The sequence below is a fragment of the Streptococcus cristatus genome, from assembly GCF_001578775.1.
In the GTDB taxonomy this organism is placed as follows: domain Bacteria; phylum Bacillota; class Bacilli; order Lactobacillales; family Streptococcaceae; genus Streptococcus; species Streptococcus cristatus_A.
The window spans coordinates 1,713,063-1,734,855 of record NZ_KQ969062.1 but is presented as its reverse complement, the minus strand read 5'-3'; the positions used below and the strand labels follow the sequence as shown (position 1 = coordinate 1,734,855).

The following is a 21,793-nucleotide window of genomic DNA, read 5'->3' as shown; positions in this document are numbered from 1 at the left end:
CTAATTCATAAAAGACAACGGCTATATGCTGTTGTTTTTTATATTTTATGGGTTCTGGTTTTTTGCTTTTCTATAATGTCTCTATAATTTATAAGTTTTCGTAAATTAGATAGTATCCATATAGGATGTGGTCTTTTTACTTTTTGATTAAGGTATTTGGCTTACTTCATATTTTTTGCTATTTATGCGTGCCTATTGCCTTGATTGAATTTTTACCAGATTTTTTGTATACTAATATGAGGATAATCATTTATTGATGGGAGATTTTTATATGTTAAAGCAAGATTGGCTCGAATATTTTGAAGCTGTGAATGGTCGTTCAGCAACGGATGCTGAAATTGCTCAAGCTTTGCTAGCTGGTGAGTTTGTGGAACCTGAGGTGACAAGTACGAACCAAGTTGGAAGTGAAACTGGCTCAATCATATCAGACTCTGTTCGAGCACAAGGAGGAGCTTCAAACGGTGAATACTATGCTCAGCTGCAAAATGCTTTTCAGGAACAGAATGGGCAAGCACCGTTCGCTCACCCAACTGGACAGCAATATCAAGAGCTTCCTCAGCAACAGCCTAACCAAAACCAATTTGCTAATCAAGCACAATCATTTGCTCAACAGGGATATCCTTATCAACAACCAAATGGTGGGCAACCTAACCAGTTTGTTGCTCAGCCTCAATCTTCTGGTCCGCAAGGCTTTAACCAGCAAGTCTATCAAAACAATCCGCAAGGCCAGTTTAATGGGCAGAATTTTCAGCACGGGTCACAGGCATATTACAGTCAGCAACAGTCTGCGCAACCAAGTGAATTTTCTAAAACAATGAAAGGTTTCTGGGCTTGGCTTGTTTCTGCTTGGAAGTCGCCAACTTCAGAAGTTGAAAGTAGCAAATTAAATGGCTATCTTTCCCTAGGATTGACTGTTTTCTTTGCGGCTATTGTGGTGAATTATAATTTTTATAATATTATTTCTTCGGTGAGTTTTGGCTTTTACAGTGGTCCGACTTTTGATTTTAGACTTTTCTTGGTCTCACTGATAGCGGCAGCCCTCGTTCTTTTCTCCATTATTTTAGGAGGCTTTGCTGTAAAACGCATGGTCTATAAGGATGGAAGCTTTAGCTTTAATAAGGCATTTGACTGGTATGGCAGACTCTATGCGATTGTCTTACCTTTTGTGGCTTTTTCTGCCTTATTTAGTTTACTTGGGATTATGTCAGTTTCCCTCTTTCTAGCATGGATTGGCTTAGTGTTAATTGGGGTCGGAGCAACCTTTGCTTTGATTTATTCAAAATCTAGCACGTCAATGGATCCTTTTTATAAATATTTACTGGCAATTATTGTCAATGGCGTGATTACATTTATCTTTACTTTCATCGCTTTCTCATTGCTGATGAGTCTTATGATGATGTAAGGTTCTTGGAGGTGATTTATGACAACGAAAGAAAAGTGGGTTGAGCTTTTTGAGCAGGTTATTGGTAGAAAGCCAACCGCAGATGAGTTTTTAGAAGGAAAACGTTCTGGTTTTGATCCCAGAAAGATTATTTCTATTGCGGCTCCAGCAGGACAAAGTAACGATGGGCCAGCTGAAGAGAAGCAAAGCTCGGTGACTCAGGAACAAAATTTTGGGCAAGATGAGCCATCCCTAGAGTTTTTCAAAGAAGAATCTGTTGTGGAGCCTCTTAAAGAAGAAAAGCAAGAGTTTTCAGAATCGGATCAATACCAAGAGCAACGGGAGAGTTGGCTGCAAGCTTTCGAGATGAATATTGGTAGAAAGCCGACTAAAGAGGAATTTTTAGAAGCTAGAAATCAAGGTTTTCTTAATCTACCTATTCGCTCTGAATTACTGGAATCGGAATTTCCTCAAAAACCAATACAAAAAAGAAGGTCGAAGAAGAAGGTCGTGATGATTGCTTTTCCTCTTATTCTACTTTTTGTTTTGGTGGCAGCCTTTCTTTATTTGAGCTCAGTGACAGGTGTTAAAGTTGTTACGGATGATTTTGCAAAAGCGGTTACTAAAAAGGATTATGATGGAATCGCAAACCTACTTTCTTCTAACTCAGATAAGTGGACACGTGCAGATGCGAGGGCTTTGGTCGAGCACTTAGAGAGTCAAGAAATCAATATTGAGACCGAGTTGGACAACATTGCTAAGTCAAAGGGGAAATCAGCCTATATTGATGACAATCAGAATAAACTTTTAGGTGTAACTGAAAAAAGCAAGAAATTTGGTATTTTTCAGGAATATCAAATAGTGGCCTATCCAGTAGAGGTGAAGGTTAACACGAACTTAGACAATGTGAGCATTAAAGCAGGAGATAAGAAAAGCCTTCCTTTGAGTAAGAATGCTGAGACGAATATTGGCAAATATCATTTTATCAAGCAGGAATTTACCCTGAAAGGTAAGACGGAAGTTGGAGAGATTGAGAGTAAGATTCAGCTTGATTTAGCCACTGCTAAGAATAATGAAATTAAATTGGATCTTAAGTCTGAAAAGAAACGATTGAAGGTTACTATGCCAGCAGAAGCTTCAAATGCAACAGACCTTAAAATTGTTGTAAATGGCAAGGAAATTGGTAGTAGCTTGGAAACAGATATTCAAGTCGTACCACATCAAGAACTGGAAGTCTATGCTAAGTTTGTTGTTGCTGATAACACTTTTGTAACCAACAAGGAAAGTATTGTTGTCAAGGGAGACACGCTTGATGTTGCTTTATCTTTACCTAAAGAAGTGACAGATAAGATCAAAGAAAAGGACGAAGAAGCTAAAAAGGTAGAAGCTAACAAGGCAAAAATTACCAATTTCCTTAGTGAATATCGCACGGCTGTTTTCAGATCGGTCTCTAATCGTTCTAATTATTATGCTCAATATTATGATACTTCTAGTCCAGCATACAAGGAAATGGTTGAGTGGACTACAGGTGGTGGTGTCAAGAAGGCGAAAATTGATTATTACGATCCAGGAGCTTTGGATATCCGTGAAGTGAGAGAGGAGAACGGCTCCTATATTGTGACGACTTATGAAGACTATACAGTTCACTATATTGATAGTACTCCAAATAGTGTCAATCGAAAAAATAAAACTTACTATTTGAAGCCGACCGGAAATTCCTTTGCAATCTACAATATTGAAGTTTCAGAAAGTTAGTGGAATACAATGAAATATAATAAACTTATTTTTCTAGCAATGTCAGTCTTGGTTTTAAGTGCTTGTTCAGCAGCCAAAGACAAGACTGAAAGTAGTACAAACAAGCAGGCAAGTAGCTCAAAGGTATCTGTTGAAAAAAAAGAGGCTGAAAAAGACCGGTCATCTAGCCAAGATACAAGGAGTGAATCGGATAGTGCGGAGTCTAAGAAGGAGCAGAAACAGGACGTAACTGTTGATAAAAATGTTTCTTACAATGGAAGCTATTATAGCGTTCAAGGGAAATATGACGAAATAGTCATCGCCAATAAACACTATCCATTATCAGCTGATTACAATCCAGGTGAGGATCCGACTGCTAAAGCAGAACTACTTAAGTTAATCGCAGATATGCAGTCCAAAGGTTATCCTATCAGCAACCAATATAGCGGTTTTCGTAGCTATCAAACTCAGGTAGACCTTTATCAAAGTTATGTGAATCGAGATGGACAAGCTGCGGCTGATCGTTATTCGGCAAGACCAGGCTACAGCGAGCACCAAACTGGTTTAGCATTTGATCTGATTGATAGTAGCGGCAATCTGGTTGAAGAAGCTGGAGCTAGTCAGTGGCTCTTGGACAATGCCTATAAATATGGTTTTGTAGTACGCTATCCTGTTGGCAAGGAGGGGTCTACTGGCTATGTGCCTGAAAGTTGGCATTTACGCTATGTAGGAAAAGAGGCCAAGGAAATTTCCGAATCTGGTCTCACACTGGAAGAGTATTATCATTTTACAGGTGGTAATTATGCCCAGTAAAATCTAATTGCAGACTCAGCATCTACCTTATTCTCAAAAGTTAGAAGCTACATATCTCACTTTAAAAGTGGAGTTGAACTGCTGGATGATTAGAAAAATGCATAGTAAAACCAGTCCTCGTTTTTTGGGGACTGGTTTTTTGTTTTATTGGCACTAAGACCTAACTCATAAGATGAGAGAACTCGAGTTGACTTTTTCCTATTCTTTTATAATTTCAATCTTTTCGATTTTAATATCTGTTTTGGGTTTATCTTTATCGCCAGTTTCTGTGGCAGCAATTTTGTCTACTACGTCCATACCTTCAATGACTTGACCAAAGACAGTATAGCCACCGTCAAGGCTTGGATTTCCGCCGTTTTTGTAAGCTTCAATGATTTTAGCTGGGAAGGTGTCGGTCGGTAATTGTTTGGATAAGTCTTTCTTGCTTTGGTTGATGAAAAATTGACTGCCGTTGGTGTCTTTTCCAGCATTGGCCATGGCTAGTGCACCACGCAAGTTGTAGAGGTAAGGAGAATATTCATTCTTGAAGCCATTTCCTGAGTCAATAGACTCATTCTTGCCTTTCCAAATAGATTCGCCACCCGTGCCATCTCCTTTAGGATCGCCTGTCTGAATCATGAAATCATTGATAACGCGGTGGAAAATCACACCGTTATAATAGCCTTCCTTTGCATGTGTCAGAAAATTTTCGACAGCTAAAGGAGCGTATTTAGGAAACAGCTTGAGGCGAATGTCTCCTTGTGTTGTGATAATCTTGACTCCAGCCTCATCTTCGGCAACTTCTGTAGATAGTTGTGGGAAGTTGGCATTTTCATTGGTCATAGCATCCTTGTACTGTTCACGGAGTTTTTGAGCTTCAGCTGCCTCAGAGCTGGTATCGCTAGCAGAAGACTGCTTAGTAGCACTGGAGGACTTGGTAGTAGAATCTTCTTTAGTGGAGCAGCCTGTCAGAGCAAGTGCAGATAAAAGACTAAAAAGAATGATTTTTTTCATAAATAACCTTTCTATGCGTAAGTTTATGAACTATTGCTATTTTACTATAAGTGCTTTAGTTTTTCAAACTTTCCTGCGTCAGAAATTCCAAGAGCAAGGATTTGAGGCTTTCTGGACGCAGATTGTAGTTGTAAAGTTCTTGCAAGCTGACCCATTCGGGCTGGTAAATGTTTTGGCGACTACTGCGCTCAAGCTCCTCGCCCTGCATGAGTGGAGTCTCATCCGTACTTAGACTGGTGTAAAAATAATACTCCTCTTTTCCCTGATTGTTCAGGGAAAAAGCTGTGTACAGCTGGTCAGCAGAAAAGTTAAGATTGACTTCTTCTTTCATTTCCCGTAAGGCGGCTTCTAGAGGTCCTTCTCCAAGTTCGATAGTCCCACCGGGAATTACCAAATACTCTTGTCCATTCTTCCAGCGGTGAATGAGCAAAATCTTGTCCAAGAAAGGATTGTAGACAATCACACCTGCTCGCATACTATTCTCCTTTCCGATATTTTCTTCTAAATAGTCTAGCAAAAATAGCTAGAGATTACCAATCTGAGCTATAGAAACACTTTCTTGAAATCTCTGCCTGTTAGAAAAAATATATATGCTAGAATGAATGTGATACTTCAGAAATGGAGCACTTGTGCCTATAAATTTTAAGGAAGCTATCTTGTTCATCTGGTTTTATAGTAGCATTTCTAATAGATGTTCTTTTAGTGGGACCATTGGTCAAAGATCTGCTCTTTCGTTTTTTGAAAGATCAACATAAGCACTGGCAAAATATTAGGGTGTATCCTTGTTAGTGGAACGCTATTTGGGAACTTGGGGAATAAATTTTGTAATGGTTGTTTCCCTCAACTTTCTCTTGGTTAGACCGCTCTCGCCTTTTATACTAGGGCGTATCCAGAAACCTTTCCCGAATTAAGAAAAAGTTGAAGATTTTGAGGGCGATAGTGAAGTTCCAACAATTATTTGAGGAAAAATTATGGTAAAATAAGATAAAAATCATTGGTTTAATCTAACAAAAACTTGTAATGTATCTGAAGGGAGTTTGCTCCGGCTTGGCTCGATATTTTAATATAGATCCGGTCATTATCCGTGTTATCTGGGGAGTTTCCTTTTTTGCTTATGGGATCGGACTTCTTCCCTACCTCATTTTCTGGGTAATTTTGCCAGAAGAATAAGGCAGAAACTAGTTGCAAAAGGCAGCTAGTTTTCTGTTTAGAAGATCTTAAAATATGGTATAATGAAAGTTATGGCAAATAAGAAAAATACAAAAAACGGTCGCACTACGAGACGACCGACAAAAGCGGAATTAGAAAGACAGAAAGCGATTCGACGGATGATAGTCACCTTTGTTTTGGCTATCGCTTTGTTGTTTGCTGCTTTGAAGCTGGGCGCTTTTGGAGTCACCATCTATAATTTAATTCGGGTTCTGGTAGGGAGTCTGGCCTATGTGGCGATTCTGGCTGCCTTGTTTTATCTCTTTTTCTTTAAGTGGCTGCACAAACATGAGGGGAAAATCTCAGGCTTTATCAGCTTTTTCTTAGGTCTAAGCTTAATTTTTCAAGCCTATTTTGTACATGTTTTACATTTGAAAGGGCAGGTTTTATCTACAACGCTTACGCGAGTCCTGACAGATTTGATGGCCTTTAAAGTGACCTCATTTGCTGGTGGCGGGTTGATTGGGGCGGCACTTTATGCTCCGATTTCTTTTCTCTTTTCAAATATCGGCTCCTATTTCATTGGCCTGCTCCTGATTTTGTTGGGGGCTCTGCTCATGAGTCCATGGTCGCTTTATGATCTTGCTGAGAAATTTAGCCTGGCTTTCCAAAACTGGAGAGAAAAAGAGGAAGAAAAACGTCAGCTTCGTTTTCTTGAGCAGGAGGAGAAAGCTGCACAGGCAGCTATGCAAGCCATTGAGGTAGAGCAGGCAGAAGCTGAAGTGGATCCTGAAACGGGGGAGATTTTAGATGTTGAGGATTTGTCTTACTTGCCTATGGACTTTGATGAGGCGGACTATGCTGAATCGGGAGAGTATGCTCCTCATGAGCCCCTGGACTTTGACCGCGACGAGGAAATGGAGGAAGCAGAGGCAGATACAGATGTAGAAGTGGATTTTACAGCTAAAGAAAGTCTGGACTATAAATTACCGACCATCAATCTCTTTGCGCCTGACAAGCCTAAAAATCAGTCCAAGGAAAAGAGGATTGTCCGAGAGAATATCAAAATTTTGGAAGAAACCTTTGCTAGCTTTGGGATTAAGGTTACTGTCGAGCGAGCTGAAATCGGGCCTTCTGTCACCAAGTACGAAGTCAAGCCAGCTGTCGGCGTTCGGGTCAATCGGATCTCCAATCTGGCGGATGACTTGGCTCTTGCCCTAGCTGCTAAGGATGTGCGGATTGAGGCGCCGATTCCTGGAAAATCCCTTGTCGGGATTGAGGTACCTAACTCTGAAATTGCGACCGTGACTTTCCGAGAACTTTGGGAACAGTCGAAGACAGATGCCAGCAAGCTCCTAGAAATCCCACTTGGGAAGGCTGTCAACGGCTCTGTCCGCTCCTTTGACTTAGCTAAGATGCCTCATCTCTTGGTGGCGGGTTCTACTGGATCCGGTAAATCAGTAGCTGTTAACGGCATTATCGCTAGCATTCTCATGAAAGCCAGACCGGATGAAGTCAAGTTTATGATGGTGGATCCTAAGATGGTAGAGCTGTCTGTTTATAATGACATTCCCCACTTACTTATCCCCGTCGTGACCAATCCTCGCAAGGCTAGCCGTGCATTGCAGAAGGTCGTGGATGAGATGGAAAACCGCTATGAACTCTTTTCCAAGGTCGGTGCTCGTAATATTGCTGGTTATAATGCTAAGGTCGCTGAGTACAATGCTCAATCTGATTACAAGCAGGTGCCCCTGCCTTTAATCGTCGTCATCGTGGACGAGCTGGCTGACCTTATGATGGTGGCCAGCAAGGAAGTGGAAGATGCCATTATTCGTCTGGGGCAGAAAGCGCGTGCGGCTGGGATTCACATGATTCTGGCTACCCAGCGGCCATCTGTAGATGTTATCTCCGGTCTGATTAAGGCTAATGTGCCCTCTCGGATTGCCTTTGCTGTTTCCAGTGGGACAGACAGTCGGACCATTCTGGATGAGAATGGAGCGGAAAAGCTTTTGGGACGTGGCGATATGCTCTTTAAGCCGATTGATGAAAATCATCCAGTCCGTCTGCAGGGCTCCTTCATTTCAGATGAAGATGTGGAGCGAATCGTAGCTTTTGTCAAGAATCAAGCTGAAGCTGACTATGATGATAGTTTTGATCCAGGCGAAGTATCTGAAAGTGATTTGGATACTGGCGGGGGCGATGATGAAGGCGATCCTCTCTTTGAGGAAGCCAAGGCCTTGGTTATCGAGACTCAGAAAGCCAGCGCTTCGATGATTCAGCGGCGACTCTCGGTCGGCTTTAATCGGGCCACTCGTCTCATGGAAGAATTGGAAGCAGCAGGCGTTATCGGACCAGCCGAAGGAACGAAGCCGAGAAAAGTGTTGCAGACAAGTTAAACATTTTCCCGAGCAGTTGGTTAACAAGAATAATGTCCTGTAATACAAATCTGCCAGCAGATTTTCTCTACTGAAGAATGAAAGGAAAAAAGTTATGAAACTAGATAGCATTCACCATATTGCGATTATTGGTCATGATTATGCCAAGACTAAGGATTTTTATGTGGATAAGCTGGGCTTTGACATGCTGGATGAGCACCATCGACCCGACAAGAAGGACATTCTCTTTAATGTCCGTAAAGGAAATCTGACGCTGGAAATTTTCATCAAGGAAGAGGCTCCTAAGCGGCCAGCCCTGCCTGCTCCAGAGCATACTGGGTTGCGGCATCTGGCTTTCCGAGTGACAGATGTTGAAGAAACGCTAGCGGAATTTGATCGTTTGGAGATTCCCCATACCGAGCTGCGCTATGATGACTTTGATGGCCGTAAGATGGCTTTCTTCTTTGATCCGGATGGTCTGCCTTTAGAAATACATGAATAAAAGAAAGAGAATCGGAAGATATAAAGCATGACTTGTAAGTTCCGCATACGAAAACCCCATCGGTCAGTACAGACCGATGGGGTGTGTTTTACATTTATAAAAAGAGAGCGATGGCCATGGCTAGGTACATAAAGAAGGTCAAGATAAAACCAGCCCGCCAGAAAAATTTAAAGAACTTGGGATAGTAGAAAGTCCGTTTTTTCCTGAGAAAATAAGCTGTGATACCGATAGACAGGCCAGACAATACTAATAATAGGTGGGGTAAAAGACTGTGATAGAAGGCCTTGTCTGAAATGATATACAGCTCTATAGCAAAAAAAGGGAAAGCCAAATCTGCAAAATTCAAGCCAAATTTTCTTAGCCTGAAGACCTTCACCGCGATAATCGATAAGATAAGTGTTAAAAAAATAAATAATACAGAAGCAATTTTTAATAATAACATGTAACCATTTTACCATAAAAATGAGAAAATATAAGAATTTTTCTTGCATTTTGAAAAGATTAGTGTATAATAGAAAAGTATGCAAAAAGCATACTTGTGGGAGGTAAAAATCTCTAATTACCGCCAAAACCACAAAGGAGGATTTAAAAATGGCTAAAAAAGTCGAAAAACTTGTAAAATTGCAAATCCCTGCTGGTAAAGCTACTCCAGCTCCACCAGTTGGACCTGCTCTTGGTCAAGCTGGTATCAACATCATGGGATTCACAAAAGAGTTCAACGCTCGTACAGCTGACCAAGCTGGTATGATCATTCCAGTTGTTATCTCAGTATATGAAGACAAATCATTTACTTTCGTTACAAAAACACCACCAGCTGCTGTTCTTTTGAAAAAAGCTGCAGGTGTTGAAAAAGGATCAGGTACACCTAACAAAACGAAAGTTGCTACAGTTACTCGTGCACAAGTACAAGAAATTGCAGAAACTAAGATGCCAGATTTGAACGCAGCAAACATTGAGTCTGCAATGCGTATGATCGAAGGTACTGCTCGTTCTATGGGATTCACTGTTGTTGACTAATCAATAACACAGTAGAAAATCTCACAGCAGTCTATTAGTTACTTTTCATACTAGGCAAGTGACTGAGGCTTGTACTTAGGTACAGCAAAGGAACTTAACGAAGTAGGAAAAGAAAAATAATAGACTGATAACCCGCAAGACTTCATCATTTCGAGGAGTGACGTGGGAGATGAAAATCGATTGAACCACTTACAAGGAGAATAGAAAATGGCTAAAAAAAGCAAACAACTTCGTGCTGCTCTTGAGAAAATCGACAGCACAAAAGCATACAGTGTAGAAGAAGCTGTAGCACTTGCAAAAGAAACTAACTTTGCAAAATTTGACGCAACTGTAGAGGTTGCTTACAACTTGAATATCGACGTTAAAAAAGCTGACCAACAAATCCGTGGCGCAATGGTATTGCCAAACGGTACTGGTAAAACTTCACGCGTTCTTGTTTTCGCACGTGGTGCAAAAGCTGAAGAAGCAAAAGCTGCTGGTGCAGACTTCGTTGGTGAAGATGACCTCGTTGCGAAAATTAACGACGGTTGGTTGGACTTTGATGTAGTTATCGCTACACCTGACATGATGGCTCTTGTTGGACGTCTTGGACGTGTCCTTGGACCACGTAACTTGATGCCAAACCCTAAAACTGGTACTGTAACAATGGATGTTGCTAAAGCAGTTGAAGAGTCTAAAGGTGGTAAGATCACTTACCGTGCTGACCGTGCAGGTAATGTTCAAGCAATCATCGGTAAAGTATCATTTGAAGCTGAAAAATTGGTTGAAAACTTCAAAGCATTCAACGAAACAATCCAAAAAGCAAAACCAGCTACAGCTAAAGGAACTTACGTAACAAACTTGACTATCACAACTACTCAAGGTGTTGGTATCAAGGTTGACGTGAACTCACTTTAAGAATAGAACTTGAGCTACCTACGGGTAGCTCTTTTTTTGGACAAAATATGCTGAAGACGGTTACAAAAAATGTAAAAACATGGTATAATTTTATGGAGCTATTTATTTTATATTCAAAGGAGATGAAATGATGAAAAAAGATCAGAACCAGCTGACTTGGCTGATGGTGTCCCTGATTGCCTTTAATATGGTTTGGGGTCTGGGAAATGTGGTCAACAACTACTCCCAACAAGGGATTTCGGTCGTTGTTTCTTGGATTCTTATCCTGGCCATTTACTTTATTCCCTATGCCCTCATCGTGGGGCAGCTAGGATCGACCTTCAAGGAGAGCGGAGGTGGTGTCAGCGACTGGGTGGAGAAGACCTCTACCAAGCGTTTGGCTTATTTTGCGGCTTGGACTTACTGGGTAGTGCATATTCCCTACTTGGCTCAAAAGCCACAGGGAGTTCTGATTCCTTTAGGATGGGCTATCCAAGGGAATGGCGATTTTTTGAGCAGTCTAGATATTCACTGGATTGTTATTCTTAGTTTGCTGATTTTCGGTGCCTTTCTCTACTTGTCTACTAAGGGTCTATCCACACTCAAGGTCATTGGTGGTCTAGCTGGAAGTGCCATGCTGATTATGTCCTTCCTCTTTGTTCTCTTAGCGGTCGGTGCGCCTTTTATCAAGCCGGATATGCAGTTCACAACGGCTAATATGGACAAGCTCAGCACTTATATTCCTAATTTTGATTTTTCATACTTTACAACTATCTCACTTTTGGTCTTTGCAGTCGGTGGTGCTGAGAAAATTTCGCCTTACGTTAACCAAACTCGCAATCCAGCCAAGGAATTTCCAAAGGGGATGATTGTCATGGCTATCATGGTTGGTGCCTCTGCTATCCTAGGCTCTCTGGCTATGGGTATGCTCTTTGACGGTAGCAATATTCCTGAAGATTTGATGCGTAACGGTGCTTATCAAGCCTTCCAAATGCTGGGTAACTACTGGGGTGTAGGTAATGTACTGGTAGTTATCTATGCCCTGACAAATATGGTCGGACAGATTGCGGCCTTGGCTTTCTCAATTGACGCTCCTCTACAAATCTTGCTCAATAATGCAGACGAAGAATTTGTTCCAAGCTGGCTACGCAAGCGGACATCAAAAGGTGTACTGATTAACGGCTATATCCTGACAGGGATTTTGGTAAGCTTCCTGATTGTCCTACCAATCTTTGGAATCAAGGAAATTGATGGTTTGGTTAAATGGATGACCAATCTTAACTCCATCGTTATGCCGATGCGTTATCTTTGGGTATTTGTGGCCTATATGTTGCTCAATAAAGTTTGGAAGAAATACAAGGATGCGGAATACAAACTTACTAAAAATCCAAAATTTGGCTTTATTATCGGAGCTTGGTGCTTCCTTTTCACAGCTTTTGCTTGTATTTTAGGTATGGTTCCCAAAGTAGATTATGCAGTTGATCCAGCTGGTTGGCGCTTCTCTCTGATGACAAATATCTTGACACCGATTGTCTTGATTAGTTTAGGTGTCATCTTGCCATTTTTGGCTAAACGGGAGAAGAGACAGTCACTTAAATAGTAGTGACGATCGCCTCTATCGCTAAATTGATAAATCTTTCAGTCCTATCTTATGATAGGGCTATTTTTTAGGAAAAAATTCCTTTCACAGGAAATAAAAATGATAAGGTAAGCGTTTCTTCTGGGGGACTTTCATAAGAGATGATTCTTGTATCGACGGTTAAGGTTGAATGATTATTTTGAAGGTTCAGCTCAGCCCTCTATTGCAAAGCTACAATTTTTTTCAAGAAAATATCTTTCTCCTTTTGTGAAATACCCATAATTGTGGTAAAATAAGTGGAATAAATATTATTAAAAACAAAGAGGTATTATCATGTCTAAGATTCTAGTATTTGGTCATCAAAATCCAGACTCAGATGCCATCGGGTCATCTGTAGCTTTTGCTTATCTTGCAAAAACAGCTTACGGTTTGGATACAGAAGCAGTAGCTCTTGGAACTCCAAATGAAGAAACAGCCTTTGTATTGAACTATTTTGGTGTAGAAGCACCACGCGTCATCACATCAGCTAAAGCAGATGGTGCAGAGCAAGTCATCTTGACTGACCATAATGAATTCCAACAATCTGTTTCAGATATCGCTGAAGTGGAAGTTTATGGCGTGGTGGACCACCACCGTGTAGCTAACTTTGAAACTGCAAGCCCACTTTACATGCGTTTGGAACCTGTTGGGTCAGCGTCTTCTATCGTTTACCGTATGTTTAAAGAACACGGTGTAGCTGTTCCTAAAGAGCTTGCTGGTTTGATGTTATCTGGTTTGATTTCAGATACACTTCTCTTGAAATCTCCAACGACACACCCAAGTGATAAGGATATTGCTCCTGAGTTGGCTGAGTTAGCCGGTGTGAACTTGGAAGAATACGGTCTCGCTATGCTGAAGGCTGGTACAAACTTAGCTAGCAAATCTGCAGAAGAATTGATTGACATTGATGCTAAGACTTTTGAACTCAACGGAAACAATGTCCGTGTAGCGCAAGTCAACACTGTTGATATTGCTGAAGTTTTAGAACGTCAAGCAGAAATCGAGGCAGCAATGCAAGCGGCTATTGCAGCAAATGGCTATTCTGACTTTGTTTTGATGATTACAGACATCGTTAACTCAGACTCAGAAATCCTTGCAATTGGTGCAAACATGGACAAGGTCGAAGCAGCCTTTAACTTCAAACTTAAAAATAACCATGCCTTCTTGGCTGGTGCTGTTTCACGTAAGAAACAAGTGGTGCCTCAGTTGACTGAAAGCTTTAATGGGTAATTCTTAATGAATGTTTGGAACTGTTAATTTGACTATTTATAGAAGGTGACAGTATGATACTATTGATTGAAGGACTGCGCTTTTTGGTTGAGGTTGTGGCAATTCTTGGTCTTTTCTCCGTGTCTGTGATACAAACTTCTTGGCTAGAAAAATTCCTATTTTTTCTTCTAACAGTTCTATTAATCTTATTTTGGGCGCGTTATATGGCACCAAAATCTCCACATACTTTTAAAAAATGGCAGCGCCTCGTTGCTGAGATATCGATTTTTATTTTAGTTAGTGGTAGTTTTTGGTATTTGTATGGATTGCAAATAGGAATCCTCTACTTAGCTCTGTCTTTTGGAAGTTTGGTTCTACTTTATTATTTTCAGCTAGAGTGATTCTTATAATATAGTTAATGAATTATTTTAATGGTAATCATTTGACTAGAGATTGACACGAGAAAACGATGTTTTCCTTATAGCTAAAGGGGTTTCGGCTCCTTTTTTGATAGACGAGAGAAATGAAGATTCAAGATTTACAAAATGGTGATCTATTGTTTATAGTTGGGCAATCCGAGATGGCAGCAGCGATTCGGACAGCAACGGGCTCCTATAGCCATGTGGGCATCTTTTTTGATGGTGAGATTTACCATGTGACGCAGGACAAGGGAGTGACGCATCAACCCTTGAGCCAGTTTTTGGAGGAAGGGGACATGTATCATGTCTTTGCTTATCCAGAGATAGATGCCTCTGCTGCCTTTAAAGAAGCTAAGTCCCATCTTGGAAAGCCTTATAATGCTAGTTTTTATGCTGAGAGCGAAGGATTTTACTGTTCGGAATATATTGCTCAAATTTTGTCAATTTTTGAGACTATTCCCATGCAGTTTGCTGATGGTGAAAATGTGGTTTCTGCATTTTGGCAGGCTTACTATGAGGAATTGGGCTTAGCAGTGCCTGTAGGACATCCTGGAACCAATCCCAGTCAGTTGGCTCAGTCAGCCAAGCTCATTTTTAAAGGAGAGCTCCATGATTAAAATTATCAATCCGACTCGGCTGACACGACAGCCCTTATTTGAAAAACTAATCAATTATCTGGATCAGCATAATGATGTGATTTTAAGAGAAATCAAACGTGAATTTGCGGGCTTTCCCAATCTAGATCGCTTCATGGAGGAATGCATCAAGGCGGGCTACATCCGGCGGGAGAATAAGCGCTATTATCAGCAGCTTCCGCTTTTGGAGAATCTTGAAAATCTATCTTTAGATCAGGAAATCTTTCTTCGAGATGACAGTCCGATCTATCAGGAATTGCTGGATTTGCGCTTTGAAACCCAGCTTGCCAATCAGACAAACGCCGCTATTTTACTGGAAAAGACCGATTTTCAAAGGGATCAGCTGACCTTGTCCAATTATTTTTATAAAATGCAGCATCAATATCCGCTGTCTGAAGCACAAAAGCCTCTCTATGCTATCTTGGGCGATGTGAATCCAGAATATGCCCTCAAGTATATGACGACTTTCCTCCTCAAGTATGTCCGCAAGGATGAGCTCATGCAGAAGCGCCGCGATATTTTTGTTGATAGTCTGGTGATTTTAGGCTATATTCGTCAGAATGAGGCTGGCAAGTATGAGTTGCAGGCTAGCTTTGACAAGGAGCGCCTAGTGTTCCAATTGGACTGATAATTATTCGAATAAAAAAATTAGACAGACCCACCTGTCATTTTGCCATATTCTGTGCTATAGTAGTATATAGAATTTGGGAAAGGAATTAGAATGACAATGTTGAAAAAAATCTATCCTGAGCAACCACTGGAGAACCTTAGATGGTTCGATATGTTGATTTTAGCAATTATTATGTTTGGCCAATTTATTTATTCCTCAACAATAAATTGGCTGACTATGTCCAGCTCTGTAGGACAAGCAATCGTGCCCAGACCAGAGGATGAAAATTTTGCCTTGCTGAGCAATTTGAAATTGCAAGTTTTCCTGCTGGTGTTGGCACTTATCTATCTAGGCATCCGCCATTATGATTTTAAACAGCTGAAACTACGCTTGTCTTGGTCTATTCTTTGGGCGCCCTTGATTTTTGCGGTTGTCGGCCTGACTTCTGATCTGATAGCAGCTTTAGTCGGTTCCTATAATTATTTTGACTTAGAAATCTTGCAGCATATCGACTGGACCTTTGTCGAAGTTTTTCGCAAACTAGCTGCACTGGGACCTGTCGTCATTCTCTATTCTCTCTTCAATGGTGTTTATGAGGAATTCTTTTTCTTAGGCTTGCTCACATCGGTGAAAGAAGAGAGCAAATGGTGGGTTTTAGGCTTTTCAACGCTGGTTCGCTTTTCTGTCCATACCTATCAGGGGCTAGTCTCTGCTTTTCTGATTGGCGTGGTCTTCGGTCTGTTCTATTATTTCTTTTACAAATACAAGGTTAAAAACTTGCTGCCTTTCTTTTTGGCACACGCCTTTGCGGATATGGTGGGTAGCAGCTTGCTCTATGTCTTAGTGATGTGGAATGGATAATAAAAAGGACTCGAAAGTCCTTTTTTAGATGTATTTTTCTGCCAGTGCATAATCACCGGGATAAGGGACCTTTTGGTCATTGATGATTTGGTAGGCATCCGCTCCCTTGCCAGCTAGAATGACTGCATCGCCTTTAGCATTGGTTAGGCTGAGGGCTTTTTTGATAGCTTCTTCGCGGTCAGCAATCATATCCACCTCAAAGGAAATGTAGCTAGCAATTTCTTTTGCGATAGCAATCGGATCTTCACGATTTGGATCATCTGCGGTTAAAATGACTTTGATTTCAGGATGCTGGTTGAGTAGGAGGCCAAAGTCCTTGCGTCGACTTTCTCCCTTATTGCCAGTAGCCCCTAGTACAAGAACGGTCTGTCCTTTTTGATGTTCTTGAACGACAGACAGCAACTTAGCCAAACTGTCGCCATTGTGGGCATAGTCCACGAAGACCTTGGCACCGTTTGACTGGGTCAAGACCTCCATGCGTCCCGGCACTCGTGTCTGGGCAATACCAGCTTGAATATCTTCCGATGAAGCTCCGAGTCGTAGGCAGGCTAGGCCAGCAGCAATGGCATTTTCTTGATTGAAGCGACCAATCAGCTGGATATCGTAGGAACCAGCCAACTTCCCTTGCGCTTCAAAGGAGAAGGCTTGCGATTGCAGGATGCTATTGGCGGAGTCTGGTCCATAGAAGTCGTGGTCATAGTTGGCCACTTGCTCAGCCAAAACTTGAAAGTGATCCATGCCGCCATTGACAACAACAGCTCGGCTATTGTCCATCAAGAGTCTCTTGTGGTAGAAGTAGTCTTCAAAAGTTGGATGCTCAATCGGGCCGATATGGTCAGGGCTGATATTGAGGAAGACACCTACATCAAAGGTCAGGCCATAGACCCGCTTTTTAAGATAGGCTTGGCTGGAGACTTCCATGATGAGATGGGTACGACCATTGGCTACAGCCTGGGCCATCATCTCAAAGAGGTCTAAACTTTCAGGAGTGGTCAGGGTTGATTTAAAGAAAGTTTCGCCGTCCAGAGTGGTATTCATAGTAGAAAGCAGGGCTGGTTTATGGCTTTGTTTTAAAATATTAAAAGCGAAATAAGCCGATGTGGTCTTACCCTTGGTACCAGTGAAGGCCAAAAGTTTAAGTTTTTGCTCTGGGTGACCGTAAAATTCCATAGCAATGAGACTCATAGCTTGTTTAATATCATTGACCAGAAGCACTGGAATTCCGACTTCGAGGTCAGTCTCACTCAGGTAAAACCCTAGTCCAGCTGCTACAGCCTTCTCTAAAAATTCCCGCTTGAAATGCTCGCCCTTGACAAAGAAGAGAGTTCTGCTACCTGCTTTGCGACTATCATAGCTAATCTTGTCAAAGGACAAGCCCTGATAGTTGAAGTGGTAGTCTCCATCAGCGATGATTTCACGAAAATTTTGGTCTTTTTTTAAAATATCTAGTATTGTTTCAATTTTTATCATATCTCTATTGTAAACCGAAAGGCTATGTTTTACAAGAGGCAAGGAAAAGTTTATAATAAAAGAAGAACAAATAGAAGAGGTTTTCTATGAGCCAAGAAACAACAAGCCAGCAGCAGAAAATGCTAAGAGGGACTGCCTGGCTGACTGCTAGTAATTTTATCAGCCGCCTTCTTGGGGCTGTTTATATCATCCCTTGGTACATCTGGATGGGACAGCATGGGGCGGAAGCGAACGGTCTCTTTACCATGGGCTACAATATCTATGCTTGGTTCCTTTTGGTTTCCACAGCAGGAGTACCGGTAGCTGTTGCCAAGCAAGTTGCTAAGTATAATACGATTGACAAGGAGGAACACAGCTTTGCCCTCATTCGAGAGTTCCTCAAGTTCATGCTGGTATTGGGACTGATCTTTGCAGTCATCATGTACTTGATGGCACCGGTTTTTGCCTCAATGTCTGGTGGCGGGGCTGACCTGATTCCAGTCATGCAGAGTTTGTCTTGGGCTGTGCTCATTTTTCCGTCTATGAGTGTCATTCGAGGCTTCTTCCAAGGATTTAATAATCTTAAACCGTATGCGATTAGCCAGATTTCGGAGCAGGTGATTCGGGTTATCTGGATGCTACTGACAGCTTATTTCATTATGAAAATCGGTTCAGGTGACTATGTTGAAGCCGTGACCCAGTCTACCTTTGCTGCTTTTGTCGGGATGCTGGCAAGTATGCTCGTCTTACTTTTCTATCTAGCAAAAACGGGTATGCTACGCTCTATCCTGAGAAAGCCAAAAAAATCTGCGGGAATTAGTGGTCGCTCCCTTCTCTGGGATACGATACGAGAAGCCATTCCCTTCATCATTACAGGCTCAGCTATTCAGCTTTTCCAGATTATTGACCAGGCGACCTTTATCAACATTATGACCCAGATTAGCGATTATACGAAATCAGAGCTCCTAGTGCAATTCGCCTATTTCTCAGCTAATCCGAATAAAATCACCATGATTTTAATTGCGGTGGCAACTTCTATCGGTGGTGTCGGGATTCCTCTCTTGACCGAAAATTATGTCAAGGGTGACTTTCGCTCGGCTGCCCGCCTAGTGCAAGATAATCTTAGCATGTTGCTCTTCTTTATCTTTCCGTCAACAGTGGGAGCAGTTCTGGTGGCTAGTCCGCTTTATACCGTTTTCTATGGTAAGCCAGATAGTTTAGCACTGGGGCTCTTCATCTGCGCTATGCTGCAGACCATCATTCTCAGCACCTATACAGTTCTGGCTCCGATGATTCAAGCTCTGTTCCAAAACAAGAAAGCCATTCTCTACTTCTTTTATGGAGTTCTTGTCAAGCTTAGTCTGCAGGTGCCGATGATCAATCTCTTCCATGCTTATGGTCCCTTGATTTCAACGACCGTCGGCCTTTTACTGCCAATCTTCTTCATGTTTAGAGAAATTCGCAAGGTTGTTGGCTTGAATCCTAAGAATCTATTAAAGCGCCTGCTGTTGAGTATGATTCTCACAATTGCCATGGTGATCTTGGTTCTGCTTGTCGAGTATCTACTAAGCTTTATCTTCCAGCCAACTAATCGGATGTACAGCTTTATCTATGTCGCTGCCGTTGGAGGAGTCGGAATGCTCGTCTATATCGTACTGTCTCTCAAGGTTCGGCTCATAGACCGTTTTATCGGACAAAAGGCAGATAGTTTACGCCAACGATTAAGAATGAAATAAGAAACGAAGAGTCGTTCAGCGACTCTTTTTTTATGGACTGTTACTCTATAGTTTCAGACTATAGCTAGCTCTTGAAAAGAAAAAAGCTCAAGACTTTCTTAAGATGTTACAATAGAAAGGTAGAATATTTTAAAAAAGAGGAACGGTTAAATGGAGAGAGAACGGAAATTAAATACCTTGTTGGCTCAAGCGGGAGTAAAAACAGACACAACAACGGGTGCCTTAACAACCCCCTTGCATTTTTCAACGACTTACCAGCATCCAGAGTTTGGCCAGTCCACAGGATATGACTATACTCGAACCAAAAATCCTACACGGGCTAGCTTGGAAGAGACTCTAGCTGCTATTGAAAGTGCGGATTATGCCCTAGCAACTAGCTCTGGTATGTCGGCTATTGTGCTGGCCTTTAGCGCCTTTCCAGTCGGCAGTAAGGTTTTAGCTGTTCGAGATCTTTATGGTGGCTCTTTCCGCTGGTTTGCTCAGGTCGAAGCGGAAGGACGCTTTAGCTTTACCTATGCTAATACGGAAGAAGAACTCCTGAACAAGCTAACAGAGGATATAGATATTGTCTATATCGAGACACCGACCAATCCTCTTATGGTAGAGTTTGACATTGCTCGCATTTCCCAAGCGGCTCATGAGCGAGGAGCAGCTGTCATTGTGGACAATACCTTTTACAGTCCTATTTACCAAAGACCGCTGGAGGATGGAGCTGACCTTGTCTTGCACTCTGCGACCAAGTATCTGGGTGGACACAATGATGTCTTGGCTGGAGCCATCATGACTAATGATGCTTCTATTTATGACAAACTTTTCTATAACCTCAATACAACTGGGCCAGTCCTGTCTCCTTTTGACAGCTATCTGCTTTTGCGTGGTCTTAAGACGCTAGCTCTCCGTATGGAGCGCTCTACTCAGAATGCGCAAGAAGTAGTCGCATTTCTGAAGTCATCTCCTGCAGTAAAAGAAGTTCTCTATCCAGGTAAGGGCGGCATGATTTCCTTTAAAGTTGTCGATGAAAAAAAGATTCCTCATCTCTTAAATAGCCTGAAAGTCTTTACCTTTGCAGAAAGTTTAGGTGGAGTAGAGAGTTTGATTACCTATCCGACAACCCAGACTCATGCAGACATTCCTGCTGAAGTGCGTCATTCCTATGGCTTGACTGATGATTTGCTGCGCCTGTCAATTGGGATCGAAGATAGTCGAGATTTGGTAGACGATTTACGCGCAGCCTTGGAGGACTAATATGGGAAGTTATAACTTTGAAACAGCACCCAATCGGATTGGTCAGCATACTTATAAATGGAAAGAGGCGGAGAAAGACAGTCAAGTCCTGCCAGCCTGGATTGCGGACATGGATTTTGAAGTCCTGCCTGAAATCAAGCAAACTGTGCATGATTACGCTGATCAGTTAGTCTATGGCTATACCTATGCTAGTGAGGAGTTGATCAATGCTGTGCTAGCTTGGGAGCGGGATGAGCATGGCTACACATTTGACCAGGAAGCCTTGGTCTTTATCGAGGGAGTTGTTCCTGCGATTTCGACGGCTATCCAAGCCTTTACCAAGGAAGGCGATGCCGTTCTGATCAATACTCCTGTTTACCCGCCTTTTGCCCGCAGTGTCAAGCTCAATGATCGTCGGCTTATCACCAATTCTCTGATAGAACAGGACGGTCTCTTTCAGATTGATTTTGAGCAGCTGGAGCGGGACATCGTAGACAATGAAGTTAAGATTTACGTGCTTTGCAATCCACACAATCCCGGAGGCCGAGTTTGGGAAGAGGACGTTTTAGAGAAGATTGGTCGTCTCTGCCAAAGGTACGGCGTTCTCGTGGTCTCAGATGAAATTCACCAAGATTTGACGCTGTTTGGACATAAACACCAGTCTTTCAATACTGTCTCGCCTGACTTTAAGGACTTTAGCTTGATTTTAGCCAGTGCGACTAAAACTTTTAATATTGCTGGAACTAAAAATTCCTATGCAGTGATTGAGAATCCTAGCTTGCGACAAAAGTTTCAAAAACGCCAACTGGCCAATAACCAGCATGAAATTTCGGGTCTTGGTTTTCTAGCGACAGAAGCTGCCTATCGTCATGGCAAGCCTTGGTTGACAGAGCTCAAGGCTGTCTTAGAGGAAAATATTGATTTTGTAGTCGATTATTTTGCTAAGGAAGCACCACGTCTGCGGGTCATGAAGCCTCAAGGGACTTATCTGGTTTGGCTGGACTTTTCAGATTATGGACTGACAGATGACCAGCTTTTCCACTTGCTTAGAGAAGAGGCTAAGGTTGTCTTGAATCGGGGAAGTGATTTTGGCAAGGAGGGCAAGGGCCATGCCCGGCTCAATGCGGCCGCTCCTAAGTCCATCCTTGAAGAAATCTGCCGGCGCATTGCTGCAGCCCTGCCTCAGTAACGG

21 protein-coding genes are annotated in these 21,793 nt (G+C 42.0%); 17 read left to right on the top strand and 4 right to left on the bottom strand.

Features of this window, described 5'->3' with window-relative positions; translation table 11 throughout:
* Positions 1-271 precede the first annotated feature (271 nt).
* Genes SCRDD08_RS08445 through ldcB form a run of 3 tightly spaced genes read left to right on the top strand, consistent with a single transcriptional unit; the run spans position 272 to position 3,928 of the window.
* Positions 272-1,402, top strand: a complete 1,131-nt coding sequence (locus tag SCRDD08_RS08445; protein WP_061423225.1) for a DUF6574 domain-containing protein — start codon at positions 272-274, stop codon at positions 1,400-1,402.
* 18 nt (positions 1,403-1,420) lie between these two features.
* Positions 1,421-3,136 (top strand): TcaA second domain-containing protein, encoded by a 1,716-nt coding sequence (locus SCRDD08_RS08440; protein ID WP_061423224.1) that lies wholly within the window; start codon positions 1,421-1,423, stop codon positions 3,134-3,136.
* Positions 3,137-3,145: 9 nt separating this feature from the next.
* Entirely contained in the window at positions 3,146-3,928 is a 783-nt protein-coding gene (ldcB, locus tag SCRDD08_RS08435; RefSeq protein WP_061423223.1) for an LD-carboxypeptidase LdcB/DacB, read from the top strand.
* Between the two features lie 198 nt (positions 3,929-4,126).
* On the opposite strand, the gene SCRDD08_RS08430 is transcribed toward ldcB, so the two are convergent.
* Both SCRDD08_RS08430 and SCRDD08_RS08425 read right to left on the bottom strand, forming a co-directional pair.
* The gene (locus SCRDD08_RS08430) at positions 4,127-4,921 is read right to left on the bottom strand and encodes a peptidylprolyl isomerase (protein ID WP_061423222.1); all 795 of its coding nucleotides are present in this window, start codon (positions 4,919-4,921) and stop codon (positions 4,127-4,129) included.
* 55 nt (positions 4,922-4,976) lie between these two features.
* On the bottom strand, positions 4,977-5,396 hold the full coding sequence (locus SCRDD08_RS08425) for an NUDIX hydrolase (protein WP_061423221.1): 420 nt from the start codon (positions 5,394-5,396) through the stop codon (positions 4,977-4,979).
* Between the two features lie 545 nt (positions 5,397-5,941).
* Here SCRDD08_RS08425 and SCRDD08_RS11105 point away from each other — a divergent pair.
* The 3 genes from SCRDD08_RS11105 to gloA2 all read left to right on the top strand — a co-directional run bounded on the left by SCRDD08_RS11105 (position 5,942) and on the right by gloA2 (position 8,947).
* Complete coding sequence (locus SCRDD08_RS11105; protein ID WP_081104277.1) at positions 5,942-6,091, top strand: PspC domain-containing protein; 150 nt, start codon at positions 5,942-5,944, stop codon at positions 6,089-6,091.
* A gap of 71 nt (positions 6,092-6,162) precedes the next feature.
* Entirely contained in the window at positions 6,163-8,466 is a 2,304-nt protein-coding gene (locus SCRDD08_RS08420; protein ID WP_061423291.1) for a DNA translocase FtsK, read from the top strand.
* 94 nt (positions 8,467-8,560) lie between these two features.
* The gene (gloA2, locus tag SCRDD08_RS08415; RefSeq protein ID WP_061423220.1) at positions 8,561-8,947 is read left to right on the top strand and encodes an SMU1112c/YaeR family gloxylase I-like metalloprotein; all 387 of its coding nucleotides are present in this window, start codon (positions 8,561-8,563) and stop codon (positions 8,945-8,947) included.
* A 94-nt stretch (positions 8,948-9,041) separates the two neighbouring features.
* Here gloA2 and SCRDD08_RS08410 read toward each other — a convergent pair whose 3' ends face one another.
* Positions 9,042-9,389 carry a DUF3397 family protein gene (locus SCRDD08_RS08410; protein ID WP_061423219.1) on the bottom strand — a complete coding sequence of 116 codons (348 nt, stop codon included), beginning with the start codon at positions 9,387-9,389 and terminating at the stop codon, positions 9,042-9,044.
* A gap of 149 nt (positions 9,390-9,538) precedes the next feature.
* Between SCRDD08_RS08410 and rplK the strand changes: the two genes are divergently transcribed.
* The 8 genes from rplK (at position 9,539) to SCRDD08_RS08370 (ending at position 16,192) form a co-directional block, all read left to right on the top strand.
* Positions 9,539-9,964 carry a 50S ribosomal protein L11 gene (gene rplK / locus SCRDD08_RS08405; RefSeq protein ID WP_001085808.1) on the top strand — a complete coding sequence of 142 codons (426 nt, stop codon included), beginning with the start codon at positions 9,539-9,541 and terminating at the stop codon, positions 9,962-9,964.
* Between the two features lie 207 nt (positions 9,965-10,171).
* Entirely contained in the window at positions 10,172-10,861 is a 690-nt protein-coding gene (gene rplA, locus SCRDD08_RS08400) for a 50S ribosomal protein L1 (protein WP_001085675.1), read from the top strand.
* Positions 10,862-10,991: 130 nt separating this feature from the next.
* The gene (locus tag SCRDD08_RS08395; protein ID WP_061423218.1) at positions 10,992-12,440 is read left to right on the top strand and encodes an APC family permease; all 1,449 of its coding nucleotides are present in this window, start codon (positions 10,992-10,994) and stop codon (positions 12,438-12,440) included.
* 312 nt (positions 12,441-12,752) lie between these two features.
* Complete coding sequence (locus SCRDD08_RS08390) at positions 12,753-13,688, top strand: manganese-dependent inorganic pyrophosphatase (RefSeq protein ID WP_061423217.1); 936 nt, start codon at positions 12,753-12,755, stop codon at positions 13,686-13,688.
* 53 nt (positions 13,689-13,741) lie between these two features.
* Positions 13,742-14,068, top strand: coding sequence for a DUF2568 domain-containing protein (locus tag SCRDD08_RS08385; protein WP_061423216.1), 327 nt, complete (start codon positions 13,742-13,744; stop codon positions 14,066-14,068).
* A gap of 122 nt (positions 14,069-14,190) precedes the next feature.
* Positions 14,191-14,703, top strand: a complete 513-nt coding sequence (locus SCRDD08_RS08380) for a YiiX/YebB-like N1pC/P60 family cysteine hydrolase (protein ID WP_061423215.1) — start codon at positions 14,191-14,193, stop codon at positions 14,701-14,703.
* Positions 14,696-15,349 carry a DUF1803 domain-containing protein gene (locus SCRDD08_RS08375; protein ID WP_061423214.1) on the top strand — a complete coding sequence of 218 codons (654 nt, stop codon included), beginning with the start codon at positions 14,696-14,698 and terminating at the stop codon, positions 15,347-15,349. Before SCRDD08_RS08380 ends, SCRDD08_RS08375 begins: the two co-directional genes overlap by 8 nt.
* A 93-nt stretch (positions 15,350-15,442) precedes the next feature.
* Positions 15,443-16,192: a CPBP family intramembrane glutamic endopeptidase gene (locus SCRDD08_RS08370; protein WP_061423213.1), complete on the top strand. Its 750-nt coding sequence runs from the start codon at positions 15,443-15,445 to the stop codon at positions 16,190-16,192.
* Positions 16,193-16,216: 24 nt separating this feature from the next.
* Here SCRDD08_RS08370 and SCRDD08_RS08365 read toward each other — a convergent pair whose 3' ends face one another.
* Entirely contained in the window at positions 16,217-17,662 is a 1,446-nt protein-coding gene (locus SCRDD08_RS08365) for a UDP-N-acetylmuramoyl-L-alanyl-D-glutamate--L-lysine ligase (protein ID WP_061423212.1), read from the bottom strand.
* A gap of 86 nt (positions 17,663-17,748) precedes the next feature.
* On the opposite strand from SCRDD08_RS08365, the gene SCRDD08_RS08360 reads away from it, so the two are divergent.
* The 3 genes from SCRDD08_RS08360 to SCRDD08_RS08350 all read left to right on the top strand — a co-directional run bounded on the left by SCRDD08_RS08360 (position 17,749) and on the right by SCRDD08_RS08350 (position 21,790).
* Positions 17,749-19,377: a putative polysaccharide biosynthesis protein gene (locus tag SCRDD08_RS08360; RefSeq protein ID WP_061423211.1), complete on the top strand. Its 1,629-nt coding sequence runs from the start codon at positions 17,749-17,751 to the stop codon at positions 19,375-19,377.
* A 150-nt stretch (positions 19,378-19,527) separates the two neighbouring features.
* Positions 19,528-20,622 carry a cystathionine gamma-synthase gene (locus tag SCRDD08_RS08355; RefSeq protein WP_061423210.1) on the top strand — a complete coding sequence of 365 codons (1,095 nt, stop codon included), beginning with the start codon at positions 19,528-19,530 and terminating at the stop codon, positions 20,620-20,622.
* Position 20,623: 1 nt separating this feature from the next.
* The gene (locus SCRDD08_RS08350; protein ID WP_061423209.1) at positions 20,624-21,790 is read left to right on the top strand and encodes a MalY/PatB family protein; all 1,167 of its coding nucleotides are present in this window, start codon (positions 20,624-20,626) and stop codon (positions 21,788-21,790) included.
* Positions 21,791-21,793: the final 3 nt, after the last annotated feature.